Origin of the sequence: Streptococcus pseudopneumoniae, from assembly GCF_001076775.1 — a bacterium.
Taxonomy (GTDB): Bacteria; Bacillota; Bacilli; order Lactobacillales; family Streptococcaceae; genus Streptococcus; species Streptococcus pseudopneumoniae_G.
Map to the genome: position 1 here is coordinate 68620 of NZ_JVGV01000005.1, position 14586 is coordinate 83205.

11 protein-coding genes are annotated in these 14586 nt (G+C 41.5%); 1 reads left to right on the plus strand and 10 read right to left on the minus strand.

What is annotated here, in order from left to right; translation table 11 throughout:
• Positions 1-200 precede the first annotated feature (200 nt).
• Entirely contained in the window at positions 201-4097 is a 3897-nt protein-coding gene (locus ADJ60_RS00390) for a pullulanase (RefSeq protein WP_049542590.1), read from the plus strand.
• Positions 4098-4172: 75 nt separating this feature from the next.
• On the opposite strand, the gene ADJ60_RS00395 is transcribed toward ADJ60_RS00390, so the two are convergent.
• From ADJ60_RS00395 to bglA, 10 genes are all read right to left on the minus strand, one after another.
• On the minus strand, positions 4173-4937 hold the full coding sequence (locus ADJ60_RS00395; protein ID WP_023946737.1) for an amino acid ABC transporter ATP-binding protein: 765 nt from the start codon (positions 4935-4937) through the stop codon (positions 4173-4175).
• A gap of 9 nt (positions 4938-4946) precedes the next feature.
• Entirely contained in the window at positions 4947-5669 is a 723-nt protein-coding gene (locus ADJ60_RS00400) for an amino acid ABC transporter permease (RefSeq protein ID WP_033686286.1), read from the minus strand.
• A 3-nt stretch (positions 5670-5672) separates the two neighbouring features.
• Positions 5673-6365, minus strand: coding sequence for an amino acid ABC transporter permease (locus ADJ60_RS00405; protein ID WP_004256697.1), 693 nt, complete (start codon positions 6363-6365; stop codon positions 5673-5675).
• 177 nt (positions 6366-6542) lie between these two features.
• Positions 6543-7421: a transporter substrate-binding domain-containing protein gene (locus tag ADJ60_RS00410; protein ID WP_023946740.1), complete on the minus strand. Its 879-nt coding sequence runs from the start codon at positions 7419-7421 to the stop codon at positions 6543-6545.
• Positions 7422-7432: 11 nt separating this feature from the next.
• A complete protein-coding gene (locus ADJ60_RS00415) occupies positions 7433-8431 on the minus strand; it encodes a uroporphyrinogen decarboxylase family protein (RefSeq protein WP_004256690.1) in 999 nt (332 codons plus the stop codon).
• A gap of 2 nt (positions 8432-8433) precedes the next feature.
• The gene (locus ADJ60_RS00420; RefSeq protein WP_004256687.1) at positions 8434-8637 is read right to left on the minus strand and encodes a hypothetical protein; all 204 of its coding nucleotides are present in this window, start codon (positions 8635-8637) and stop codon (positions 8434-8436) included.
• Positions 8638-8646: 9 nt separating this feature from the next.
• Positions 8647-9654: a uroporphyrinogen decarboxylase family protein gene (locus tag ADJ60_RS00425; protein WP_080983295.1), complete on the minus strand. Its 1008-nt coding sequence runs from the start codon at positions 9652-9654 to the stop codon at positions 8647-8649.
• Positions 9655-9874: 220 nt separating this feature from the next.
• Entirely contained in the window at positions 9875-10924 is a 1050-nt protein-coding gene (locus ADJ60_RS00430) for an LLM class flavin-dependent oxidoreductase (protein WP_049542595.1), read from the minus strand.
• A 224-nt stretch (positions 10925-11148) separates the two neighbouring features.
• A complete protein-coding gene (glmS, locus tag ADJ60_RS00435) occupies positions 11149-12957 on the minus strand; it encodes a glutamine--fructose-6-phosphate transaminase (isomerizing) (RefSeq protein WP_049542597.1) in 1809 nt (602 codons plus the stop codon).
• A 191-nt stretch (positions 12958-13148) separates the two neighbouring features.
• Entirely contained in the window at positions 13149-14528 is a 1380-nt protein-coding gene (gene bglA / locus ADJ60_RS00440) for a 6-phospho-beta-glucosidase (protein ID WP_049542599.1), read from the minus strand.
• Between the last annotated feature and the right edge of the window lie 58 nt (positions 14529-14586).

A 14586-nucleotide genomic window follows, 5' to 3' on the forward strand; every position in this document is an offset into this window, starting at 1 on the left:
TTCATATTATACCCTATTTAGCTAGATTTTTCAAGGGGATTAACGATTTTTTGACAAAATCTTTTCCTATAAGAAATACTGGCTTAATCGTAACAAAATTTGTTGCGATTTTTTCTTTTATTTTAATTTTAGGAAAACGCTTGCATCTTATTTTACTAAGTGCTATACTGATAGAGAAATTCATTGATTGGAGAATCATTATGAGAAAAATACCATCTCACACTGAGAAAAAAATGGTTTACAGTATCCGTTCCCTCAAAAATGGAACTGGTTCTGTCCTTATTGGAGCAAGCCTTATTCTGCTTGCCATGGCTACACCAACTATCTCAGCAAACGAAAATACACCAACCACTAACGAACCCAGCAACAGAAATACGACCTCCCTTACTCAACCTCTTACTGATGCAACAAACATCGCTGGCAAGAACGAAAGCGATTTTTCTTCACCCGATAGTGCAAACGCTTCCCTAAAGAAAACAGAAGAAAAACCTGCAACAGAGCCAACTACTCCTGCTGCAACTCCCGCCGATTCAGCCCCACAAACCGGACAAGATCGTTCAAGTGAACCAACTACTTCTACGAGTCCAGTAACGACTGAAACTAAGGCAGAAGAACCAATAGAAGACAACTACTTCCGTATCCATGTCAAAAAGCTTCCTGAAGAAAACAAGGATGCTCAAGGACTATGGACTTGGGACGATGTTGAAAAACCATCTGAAAACTGGCCTAACGGAGCCTTGTCCTTTAAGGATGCCAAAAAAGATGACTATGGCTACTACCTAGATGTCAAATTAAAGGGAGAACAAGCCAAGAAAATTAGCTTCCTCATCAATAATACAGCTGGGAAAAATCTAACCGGCGATAAATCAGTAGAAAAACTGGCACCAAAGATGAATGAGGCTTGGTTGGACCAAGATAACAAGGTTTTCTCTTACGAACCACAGCCTGCAGGAACTATTCGTGTCAACTACTACCGCACAGATGGCAACTATGACAAGAAGTCTCTCTGGTACTGGGGAGATGTGAAAGAGCCAAGTAGTGGTGAATGGCCTAATGGAACAGACTTTACGGCTACAGGCAAATATGGTCGCTATATCGATATTCCACTCAAAGATGCAGCTAAAGACCTTGGATTTTTATTACTAGACAGAAACAAACAAGGAGACGATGTGAAAATCCGTAAAGAAGATTATAAGTTCACAGATTTAAAAAATCATAGCCAAATTTTCCTCAAAGACGATGATGAAACCATCTACACCAACCCCTACTATGTGCACGATATCCGCATGACAGGAGCCCAACACGTAGGTACTTCTAGCATTGAGAGTAGTTTTTCAACACTTGTCGGTGCTAAAAAAGAGGATATCCTCAAACACTCTAACATCACTAATCACCTAGGAAACAAAGTAGCTATTACTGATGTTGCAATAGATGAAGCTGGTAAGAAAGTGACCTACAGCGGAGATTTCTCGGACACAAAACATCCATATACTGTTAGCTACAATTCCGACCAATTCACTACCAAAACAAGCTGGCGACTTAAAGATGAGACATACAGTTATGATGGCAAACTTGGAGCTGACTTAAAAGAAGAAGGAAAACAGGTTGATTTAACCCTTTGGTCACCAAGTGCTGATAAGGTTTCTGTCGTTGTCTACGACAAGAATGACCCTGAAAAAGTGGTTGGAACTGTCGCTCTTGAAAAAGGGGAAAGAGGAACTTGGAAACAAACTCTAGATAGCACAAATAAATTAGGAATCACAGATTTCACTGGCTACTATTATCAATACCAAATTGAACGTCAAGGTAAAACTGTTCTTGCACTCGATCCTTACGCTAAGTCCCTCGCTGCTTGGAATAGTGATCTTGCAAAAACAGACGCTTCCCATAAAGTGGCTAAAGCCGCCTTTGTAGATCCAGCCAAACTAGGACCTCAAGACTTGACTTATGGTAAGATTCACAACTTCAAGACTCGTGAAGATGCCGTTATCTACGAAGCTCATGTGCGTGACTTCACTTCAGATCCCGCTATCGCAAAAGACTTGACAAAACCATTTGGTACCTTTGAAGCCTTTATTGAAAAACTAGACTATCTCAAAGACTTAGGTGTGACCCACATCCAGCTCCTTCCAGTCTTGTCTTACTACTTTGTCAATGAATTGAAAAACCATGAACGCTTGTCTGACTATGCTTCAAGCAACAGCAACTACAACTGGGGATATGACCCTCAAAACTACTTCTCATTGACTGGTATGTACTCAAGCAATCCTAAGAATCCAGAAAAACGAATCGCAGAATTCAAAAATCTCATCAACGAGATCCACAAACGTGGCATGGGAGCCATCCTTGATGTCGTTTATAACCACACAGCCAAAGTCGATATCTTTGAAGACCTAGAGCCAAACTACTATCACTTTATGGATGCTGATGGGACACCTCGCACTAGCTTTGGTGGTGGACGCTTGGGAACAACCCACCATATGACCAAACGACTCCTAGTTGACTCTATCAAATATCTAGTTGATACCTACAAAGTGGATGGCTTCCGCTTCGATATGATGGGAGACCATGATGCCGCTTCTATCGAAGAAGCGTACAAGGCTGCACGCGCCCTCAATCCACACTTAATCATGCTTGGTGAAGGTTGGAGAACCTATGCTGGTGATGAAAATATGCCTACTAAAGCTGCTGACCAAGATTGGATGAAACATACCGATACTGTCGCTGTCTTCTCAGATGACATCCGTAACAACCTCAAGTCTGGTTATCCAAACGAAGGTCAACCTGCCTTTATCACAGGTGGCAAGCGTGATATCAACACCATCTTCAAAAATATCATTGCTCAACCAACCAACTTTGAAGCTGACAGCCCTGGAGATGTCATCCAATACATCGCAGCCCATGATAACTTGACCCTCTTTGACATCATCGCCCAATCTATCAAAAAAGATCCAAGCAAAGCTGAGAACTATGCTGAAATCCACCGTCGTTTGAGACTTGGAAACCTCATGGTCTTGACAGCTCAAGGAACTCCATTTATCCACTCTGGTCAGGAATATGGACGTACCAAACAATTCCGTGACCCAGCCTACAAGACTCCAGTAGCAGAGGACAAGGTTCCAAACAAATCTCACTTGTTGCGTGATAAGGACGGCAATCCATTTGACTATCCTTACTTCATCCATGACTCTTACGATTCGAGTGATGCTGTCAACAAATTTGACTGGACTAAGGCTACAGATGGAAAAGCATATCCTGAAAATGTCAAGAGCCGTGACTATATGAAAGGTTTGATTGCCCTTCGTCAATCTACAGATGCCTTCCGACTTAAGAGTCTCCAAGATATCAAAGACCGTGTCCACCTCATCACTGTTCCAGGCCAAAATGGTGTGGCAAAAGAGGACGTGGTAATTGGCTACCAAATCACTGCTCCAAACGGAGATATCTACGCAGTCTTTGTCAATGCGGACGAAAAAGCTCGCGAATTTAATTTGGGAACTGCCTTTGCACATCTCAGAAATGCTGAAGTTTTAGCAGATGAAAACCAAGCAGGGCCAGTCGGAATTGCCAACCCGAAAGGACTTGAGTGGACTGAAAAAGGCTTGAAATTAAATGCCCTTACAGCTACTGTTCTTCGAGTCTCTCAAGGCGGTGCCATTGTTGCCCCAGCTGTGGAAGAAAAACCAGAATTTGACCTTGCTAGCTTAAAACAAGAACACGGTCAAAGTAACAGCCAAGACAATATGTCGAACCGAGTAGTCAAACAGGAACAGCAAACTCCAGCTCCACAAACTAAACCTGATTCTACTAAACCATCTGCAACAGTAGCTGATGCAGAAAATAAACCTAGCCAAGCTACAGCTGATTCACAAGCTGAACAACCAGCACAAGAAGCACAAGCATCATCTGTAAGTGAAGCTGTTCAAAACGAATCAGTAGAAAACCCTAGCAAGGAAAATATACCTGCGCCTCTAGCTAAACAAGCTGAACTTCCAAATACAGGAACCAAAAACGATCACAAACTCCTGTTTGCAGGAATTAGTCTCCTTGCCCTTCTAGGTCTCGGGTTCTTACTAAAAAACAAAAAAGAGAACTAAACTAGCCCTCCTATAGAACAATCCCCCAAGCATTAAAGCTCGGGGGATTAATTTTTGCCCTGATAATCCTATCTGTCAAATCATATATTCCACACTATAGGTCGCATCCGAGAGTATTCGTGCCAAAAATTGCTTGGTTCTTTCTTCTTTTGGACGACTAAAGAAATCATGGGCATTATTTTCTTCAACAATTTTCCCACCATCCATAAAAATGACATGGTTGGCTACATCTCTGGCAAAACCCATCTCATGAGTCACTACTACCATAGTAACTCCTTCTTTAGCTAACTGTTTTAAAACATCTAAAACATCTCCTACCAACTCTGGATCCAAGGCCGATGTCGGCTCATCTAATAAAATGACCTCTGGTTTCACAGCGATGGCACGCGCAATGCCAATTCGTTGTTGCTGGCCTCCAGAAAGCTGAGAAGGATAATAATCTTTATAAGCTAGTAAACCAACTTTTTCTAAGGCAGCTTCCGCACGTTTGGTTGCTTCTTCCTTAGGAATTTTCCGAGCAATTACCAAGCCCTCTAAAATATTTTCCAAGGCGGTCTTATTAGCAAATAAATTATAATGTTGGAAAACGAAGGCTGTCTTCTGGCGAATTTCTAAAATATCTTTTTTGGTCAATTTGCCAAGATCGTAGTCTTTGTCAGCAAGCTTCAAAGAGCCACTATCGGCTTTTTCTAAATGATTGAGACATCTGAGAAAAGTCGTTTTACCTGATCCAGATGGCCCCAATATTACAACCACATCCCCTTGGTTGACCTTGAGATTAACATCTTCTAGGACTTGTCTGTCTCCAAATTTTTTTGCAACATGTTCTACTTGTAACATTGTCTCCTCCTATGCTAAACCTGTACGGGGCACCACTTGTCCCTGTTCTCTTCGAATATAGCGTTTCTCTAAGATTGAAAAGCCCCATTGAATCAATCCGCAAATAAGAATGTACTGTAAAAAGATCACAAAATAGGATTCAAAATACTGATAACCATAAGATGCTTCAACACGGGCAATGGCTGTAATATCCTTAATGGTCATCACAAAAACCAAAGAGGTTCCTTTTACAATATTTATAACTAGATTAGCCAGATTGGGCAGAGCTGATCGCAAGGCCTGTGGAAAAATAATCCTCACATAAGCTTGACTAGTGGTTAAGCCAATCGCTTGTGCAGCTTCTAATTGTCCCTTATCCACAGTCAAAATAGCCGAACGTAAGATTTCTGATAAACTACCTGTTGTCATCAGGCTATAGATAATAAAAGCATAATAGATCGGATTGAGTTTAAAGATGTCAACATCACTTCCTATGCTTTTGAGAAATTGATTGAGCAAACTCGGAAACAAACTATAAAAGAAAAGAATCAGCAAAATCGGAGGTGTTGCTCTTATAAAAGCTAGATACACGAGCGAGAAAGTTCGAACACCTTTGACTTTATATATTTGTCCCAGAGCTAAAAACAAGGCTGGTAGAAAACTTAAGACCATGGCTACAATCATGATAATCAAGGTGGTCGGTACCCCTTTTAAGGTCTCTAAAAAGGTTTTTGCAATATAGTCTAAATCCATATCCTATCTCCCTTTCGTTTCCAAAGATTTTTCTAACAAGCGACTCAAGAAGGAAACAGCCAAAGCTACACCCCAATAAAGAATGGCAACCGCTGTATAGGTTTCAAGAGAGTAATTCCCCAAATTGCGACTGATTAAGAGATTCCCAGCCCCCATGACATCCACAAAACCAATCGTATAGGCTAGGGCAGCGTCCCGCATCAAATTTAGAATAGCGGTCGTCATATTTGGAAGAGCCACTTGAAAAGCCTGAGGAAAAATGATTCTCCAAAATGTCTGACTAGGGGTCAGACCAATACTGACTCCAGCCTCCATCTGACCTTTGGGAATTGCCTGATAGGACGCCTTAAATACTTCTGCAATGATAGCCGCAAATAGTAAGACCATGGTGAATAAGACGAAAACCGTCTTAGACCAGTTGTTGATGTCTAAATTCAGCCACCATTTTAAAAATTCAGGTAAACCATAAAAAACTAAAAACAGTAAGACAATGGGGGGAGTACAGCGAAGAGTGAAAATATAGCCCTTGGAAAGACCTGCAAAAGTCTTATCTTCTCCCACTTGAGCCCAAGCCAATAAGCCACCGAAAAGGGAACCGAGGATTGTAGTAAAAAAGAGAATGGACAAGGTCATAGGAAGAGCCTGCCATAAGGTTGGTAAAAATTGGAACACTCTTGAAAAATCATATGAAACCATATAAACCTCTTTCTAATACTCAATAAAAATCAAAAAGCAAACTAGCCGCAGGTTGCTCAAAACAGTGTTTTGAGGTTGTGGATAGAACTGACGAAGTCAGTAACCATACCTACGGCAAGGCGACGTTGACGCGGTTTGAAGAGATTTTCGAAGAGTATAACATGCCTGATTGTTCATCTAATCTTTATCAACGTAGCTAAAGACGTCTTCTTTAAAGTATTTTTGAGAAAGCTTAGCTAAAGTACCGTCTTCTTTTAATTCTTTAATCGCTTTTTCATACTCTTTAGCAAACTTCTCGCCCTTTTCATCACGGTGAATTAATGGATAGGTTGGAATTCCTTTATAAGGGAACCAGCTAAGTTTGTCCGCATATTGGTGGTAAGAACCATCCTCTGCTGTCACTGCTTTTTCAAAAGACAACTTGATATCAAAGAAGGCATCATATCGTCCTTCTAAAACCCAAGCATAAGCATCTGCCACCTTGAAGGATTCAGCAGCTGTCAACTCAATTGGTGTATCCTTATGCTTCTCGTTATAACTATTGATGACATTCCACTGGGCATTTTGAGGAGAGATGGGTACTAATTTTCCTTTATTTTTGGCAAAATCATCAATATTCTTATATTTGGCTTCATCTTCTTTTCTAACAGTAAAACCAATAATGCTGGCACCTACTGGCTCAGATGGAATAATAAATTTCTTAGCCCGTTCATCTGTATACCAAGCACCTTTAGTTCCAATATCGTACTTGCCAGACTCAAGTCCAATCAAGAGATCATCATCACTAGTTCCAGTATACTCAAATTTATAATCTGCTAATTTCTCATCAACCGCCTTTAAAACAGCGACTTCATAACCATCTGATTCCCCTTTTTCGTCAATAAAATCATAAGGGACATAGTTTTGAGTATGGGCAACTTTTAAAGTTGTTACTTGTCCAGATGAAACTGCATCTGCACCTTTAGCAGATGCTCCCGCCAAAGTTCTACCAATAATCGTTGCTCCAAGCACTGCCGCAACCGCAACTCCACCAATAATCCATGTTTTCTTACTCATATTCTTCTCCTTTATTTATCTAATGCCTCTCTCACCCACTGGATACGCTCCACTGCAATATCACTCGGAATGGTACAATCTGCTCCAAGTATGAAGCCCTCTTTTCCTGTTTCTTCTACCAATCGTTTGGTTTCAGCTTGAATTTCTTCCTTACTGCCTCGATAAAGAAGGCCATCTTTACCGTTTTCAAATCCTCCCAGAACAGCACGACCCTTGAAAATCTCACGACCTTCTTTTAGGCTAATTCCTTCTGGACCAACTGCCCAGTTAAAAACATGAGCTGGATAGTCGGCAAAGATATGAATATCGTTTCGAGCTCCTTCATAGCCACAGATATGAAGGATATTTACCCCACCAACCGACTTAGCCGCTTTTAAAACAGTCAGTTCACTCGGTGCAATAATCTCCTGATAGGCTTCAGCAGAAACACGCGCATCCTGAATACTTTGCACACTGAGATAAATACCGTCTGCTCCTGCATCTTTAATAATAGCTTGACTCAAGCTAGCGATATCTTGCGCAATCACATCAAGGACTTTTTTCAATTTCTGAGAATCTTGAACTAAGAAATCTGCAATGAGATCATCTCCACCAGACACTTCTCCAAGTAACCATTTGAGGTAGGTCACAGGCGCAAAAATATTGTAAATAGCAACAATGTCCTCCGTAAACTCCTGCTTAATCTTCTTCACTAATTCTACCTGCTCTCTAATCCACGGATGATCTTCACCCAGAGGTTGAATCTCCGCCAGCTCTTGGAGTGACTTCCCTTTGGCAATAACTGGATTTGGATAAGCAAAATAGCCATCACTCATCAACTTGATAAAGTCTGGATTTAGTTCACGGATAAATTGTTTGTGACCTTGTATGTTCTTTTCAATAATCACAGGATTGGAAAATCCCTTTAACCATTCCTCTTCTGATGTAAAGTGGTGCCAAAAACCTACAGGTACACGGTCAACCACTTCTCCTCTAAATGCTTTTAAAACCCATTCTCTTTTTTCTGACATCTCTATTCTCCATTTCTTTCTTTTTCGACTAATAAAACACTGGCAATATCATTGGTTTGAATAAAAGGAAGACTTCCCTTCTGAAAATCCTGAATCCCATGACATCTTGACCCTTCCTTACAATTAAATCCCTTGGTAATACTAATCGCAAGTAGGATGACAAAGCCAAGGACCATCCCTGCCAATAGCCACTTTTTTCTTTTCATAAGGCCCTCCTATTCTAAAATAGCAGCCTGACGAATCCAGTCCAATCTTTCTAATTCAAAGTCATCTGGAACTGTACAATCCGCTCCAAGAAGGACCCCTCTAGTCCCAGCCTCAGCTAACAAGCGTTTGGTTTCCTCTTGTAGTTTAGCCTTGCTACCTCCATAAAGCAGGCTCTGCTTCCCATTTTCAAAACCACCCAAGACCGCTTTGCCATGAAATAGCTCCTGACCTTGAGGTAAACTGACTGCTTCATGGTGGGTTGCCCAATTGAAAACCTGGGCTGGATAATCTTTGAAAATAGTCACATTGTTACTGGCACCTTGGAAACCGCAGATATGCAGGATATTTACCCCACCTACCTGATTGGTAGCTTCTAAAACCTTTATGTTGCTTGGCTCAATATAGGTCTGATACAATTCTGCTGTGATGCGCTCATCCTGAATTTCTTGTGTACTGAGGTAAATCCCATCTGCTCCACCATACTGAATGATTGCCTTGGTTAGGATTGCGATATCCTCAGCTATTACATCTAAAATCTCCCTGAATAGCTCTGGATTTTCGAGTAATAGATTAGCAACCTCCTTATCACCTCTAGAAGTCTCTGTACGAAACCAACGTTTCAGGTAGGAAATCGGAGAAAAGATATTGTAGAATGAAGCAATGTCCTCAGTGAAGGTTGCTCGAATAGCTTCTACCACTTCTACTTGTTGCTGAATCCAAGGATGGTTTTCACCAATCGACTCAATAGAAGCCAGCTCCTGAATACTTGAAACCAAAGGACTGTAGACATTACTTGGATAAATGAAAAATCCGTCACTCATCATTTTGACAAAATCAGGATGAATTCTTTCAACGTACTTCCGATGTCCCTCTACACTTTTTTGAAAGATACGTGGGTTATTTAAACCTTGCCCTTTTTCCTCCAGTGTTACAAAATGAAACCAAAAGCCTACAGGAACTCGTTCCACCTCTTCTCCTCGGATGGCTTTAAAAACTAGCTCTCTTTTACTTGTCATACTTTTCTCCTTCCATTTGGATTGAAACCATCTTACCACTCCTTTTGACCTTTTCCCAATATATATTGACTATCGACTTGATTGAGATTGTTTATATCAATAGAGAAAAAAACCTCTGGAAAGCTTGATTTTACTAGCTTTTCAGAGATTCTTTTCTGTTTATTGCTTTTTTAAAATAGTTGTTATATAGATTTTTTATCAGCCTGATTAGGATTTTTTATTAAGCCTCTTTCATGGCAAAATAAGCCCGTACTTTGGGTACAACTTGTGTACCGAAGAGTTCAATAGCTCTCAGGACTTGTTCATGAGGCATAGAACCAAGAGGTAGGTGCAACATAAAGCGATCCAAACCTAAGTCTTCAATCATGCGAATCAATTTTTCGGCCACCTGATCTGAATTGCCCACAAACATAGCACCATTTGGCCCAACTTGCTCCAAATATTGCTCATAACGCAATTCCTGCCAGTGCGGACGGTCTTTGGAAATAGCATCCACCACTTGCTTAGTCGGATGGAAATAATCTTTTACAGCCTGCTCACCATCTTCAGCAATCCAACCCCAAGAATGAGCTCCAACCTTTAGTTCCTGACTGGCATAACCCGCTTCGCTTCCAATCTCACGATAAGCCTGAATCAACTTTTTAAAATAACGCGGATTGCCACCAATAATAGCATAAACAATCGGTAGACCAGCCTGAGCAATCTTCACAGTTGATTCGACATGACCACCTGTCGCTATCCACAAGGGCAATTTGTCCTGAACTGGACGAGGATAAACTTCTTTGCCAGAGATTGTTTGGGTCAATCGACCTTGCCAATCTAGTTTTATCTTTTCATTGACTAATTGAAGCAAGTCTAATTTCTCATCAAAAAGAGCTTCGTAGTCTTTCAAATCATAGCCAAACAAGGGAAAAGATTCCGTGAAAGAACCCCTTCCGGCCATAATCTCCGCACGTCCATTTGACAAAGCATCGATAGTGGCATATTGTTGGAACAATCGAATCGGATCCATACTTGAGAGAATGCTGACTGCACTGGTCAAACGAATCTTCTTGGTATTGACTGCCCCAGCTGCCAGAACAATCTCTGGCGCAGATATCGCAAAATCCGCTCGATGGTGCTCACCAATCCCATACACATCCAAACCAACCTTGTCAGCCAGTTCAATCTCTGCCAGCAACTGGCGAATGCGTTCGGCATGACTGTAAGTCTGTCCAGTCCCTTCAAGCTCCGTTGTTTCCCCAAATGTTGAAATTCCCAATTCTACCACAGTAATTCTCCTTGTCTATTTCGGTCCTTCATTTTGACAAATTATTCTAACACTCAATGAAAATCAAAGAGCAAACTAGGAAGCTAGCCGCAGGCTGTACTTAAGTACGGCAAGGTGAAGCTGACGTGGTTTGAATTTGATTTTCGAAGAGTATAACACGAATCTTGAGTACAAGCAACCCATTTGCTCACAAGAAAAAGCCTAGATAACTAGACTTTTTTAGCTTATTCTACCGTTACTGATTTAGCAAGATTACGTGGTTTGTCCACATCAAGGCCACGGTGGAGTGTTGCAAAATAAGCGACTAATTGCGTTGGCACAACCATTGAGATTGGTGAGAGGTAAGGGTGTACAGTCGTAAGGACGATGTCGTCTGTATCTTTGGCAACATTTTCTTCTGCGATAGTGAGGACTTTGGCACCACGGGCTGCGACCTCTTGGATATTTCCACGAGTATGATTGGCAAGGACTGGATCTGACAAGAGCGCCAAGACAGGTGTTCCTTCTTCAATCAAGGCAATGGTTCCATGCTTGAGTTCTCCTGCCGCAAAGCCTTCACACTGGATGTAAGAAATCTCTTTGAGTTTAAGGCTTGCTTCCATAGCTACGTAGTAATCTTGACCACGCCCAATATAAAAGGCATTGCGAGTTGTTTCAAGAAGCTCACGAACCTTGGCTTCAATGTTTTCTTTCTCTGAAAGAGTTGATTCGATAGACTGAGCTACGATTGACAACTCATGAACCAGGTCAAAGGCTTGCGCTTTAGCATTGCCATTTGCTTCTCCGACTGCTTTTGCTAAGAAGGCAAGGGCTGCAATTTGCGCTGTATAGGCCTTGGTTGATGCCACGGCAATTTCAGGACCTGCATGAAGAAGCATAGTATGGTTAGCTTCACGAGAAAGAGTTGAACCTGGGACGTTTGTCACTGTCAAGCTTGGGATTCCCATTTCATTAGCCTTGACTAAAACTTGACGACTATCCGCTGTTTCACCAGATTGGCTGATAAAGATGAAGAGTGGTTTCTTGCTGAGAAGTGGCATACCATAGCCCCACTCAGATGAGATTCCAAGTTCCACTGGTGTATCAGTCAATTCTTCCAACATCTTCTTAGAAGCAAATCCTGCGTGGTAAGATGTTCCAGCTGCAAGGATGTAGATACGGTCTGCATCTTGAACAGCCTTAATGATAGCTGGGTCTACTACTACTTGACCAGCCTCATCTGTGTAGGCTTGGATCAACTTACGCATCACTGTCGGTTGCTCATCGATTTCCTTGAGCATGTAGTAAGGGTAAGTTCCCTTACCGATATCTGACAAGTCAAGTTCAGCAGTGTAGCTAGCACGCTCACGACGATTTCCATCATAGTCTTGAACTTCCACACTATCAGCCTTGACGATTACCAACTCTTGGTCATGAATTTCCATGTATTGGTTGGTTTCACGAATCATAGCCATAGCATCTGAGCAGACCATGTTATAGCCTTCTCCAAGACCAATCAAAAGTGGTGATTTATTTTTAGCTACGTAGATGACTTCAGGATCTTGTGAGTCAACCAAGGCAAAGGCATAAGAACCACGGATAATATGAAGAGCTTTTTTGAAGGCTTCAAGAACTGAGAGACCTTCTTCTTCCGCAAATTTTCCAATCAAGTGAACGGCTATTTCCGTATCTGTTTGCCCTTTGAAGTGGTGACCTGCAAGGTATTCTTCCTTGATTTCAAGGTAGTTCTCAATCACCCCATTGTGCACCAAAACAAAACGTTCTGTCTCAGAGCGGTGTGGGTGAGCATTATCTTCCGTTGGTTTCCCATGAGTTGCCCAACGAGTATGTCCGATACCAGTTGTTCCCTCAACACCAGCTGTTTTAGCAGACAATTCTGCGATACGACCTACAGCCTTGACTAGGTGATTTTCAGCACCACCTAGGACAAAAATTCCCGCAGAATCATAGCCACGGTATTCGAGCTTTTCAAGCCCTTGAATCAAAATATCAGTTGCATTTGTGTTTCCAACAACACCAACAATTCCACACATAGTATATACGACACAGACCAGCTGTGCTTTCTCCTTAAAATTGGTATAGTCTAATTCCTCTTTTATAGAATCAGCAAAAACAGTATATACTTGTTTCTTTCACTTGTCAAGAGTAAAAATTGGTATAGTTCAAATTACGCTCCTGTTAGCAAAAAACTCTGACCAATTAAAATCATCAGTCAGAGTCCTTTTTAAAATCCATTATTGTCACTTAATTCCTTGAACCAGTGCCCTGATTTTTTCAGACGACGTTCTTGCGTTTCCAAGTCTAATTCGACCAAACCATAGCGATTTTTATAGCTGTTAAGCCATGACCAGCAATCAATAAAGGTCCAAATTAAGTAGCCCTTACAATTGGCTCCATCTTCAATGGCACGGTGCAGTTCGCGAAGATGACCTTTTACAAAGTCAATACGGTAATCATCTTGAATCATTCCATTCTCACGGAATTTTTCTTCTCCTTCAACACCCATACCATTCTCTGTCAACATCCACTCAATATTGCCATAATTTTCCTTGATATTTTGGGCAATGTCATAAATCCCTTGCTCATAAATCTCCCAGCCACGGTGAGGATTAATTTTACGTCCAGGCATCACATAAGGCTCATAAAAATGTTCTGGCAAGAGTGGACTCTCTGGATGCTTAGCAAATCGAGGAGCCATAACACGCAAAGGTTGATAGTAATTGACACCAAGGAAGTCCACCGTATTGTCACGAATGAGATCCAACTCCTCCTCTGTAGCATCAGGCAAGAGACCGTGTTCATGCAAGATTTCTACCAATTCCTGTGGATAAGTACCCAAAACGGACGGATCTAAGAAAGATTGGGCCTGAAAAAGGTCCGCAATACGAGCAGCCTTGACATCAGCAGGATGCTGGCTACGTGGATAAGCCGGTGTCAAGTTGAGGACAATCCCAATCTTGGAATCAGGCAAGAGTTCATGACAGGCCTTAACCGCCCGACTGCTGGCCAATTGTGTATGATAAGCTACTTTAACGGCTGCCTCTGCATCCACCTTATGTGGATAATGGGCATCGTAAAAATAGCCAAATTCTACTGGAACGATTGGCTCGTTAAAGGTAATCCATTGATCCACTAAATCTCCATAAGTCTCAAAACAAAAACGAGCAAAGTTTTCATAGGCTGAGACAGTCACCTTATTTTCCCAACCATCACAATCCTCTTGAAGAGCAAAAGGCAAATCAAAATGATAAAGATTCACTAAAAGACGAATCCCTTTGGCCTTAATAGCTTCAAAGACCTGACGGTAGAAAGCTACCCCTTGAGGATTGACTTCTCCACGGCCTTGTGGGAAAATGCGAGACCACTGGATAGAAGTTCGGAAGGCTGTATGCCCAGTCTCTACCAAAAGCTCAATATCCTTTTCCCAATTTTCATAAAAGGTCGATGTCTTATCTGGACCAATCCCATTATAGTAACGATTTGGCTCCACTTGGTACCAATAATCCCATAGATTATCTCCCTTACCGTCACCAGCTATACGTCCTTCTGTCTGTGGCCCAGAAGTAGAGGATCCCCAGACAAAATCCTTTGGAAATCTTAGCATACATTTACCTCTTTATCTACTCATTTTTCCCATTATACAGAAAAAACAAGGTAAAAAC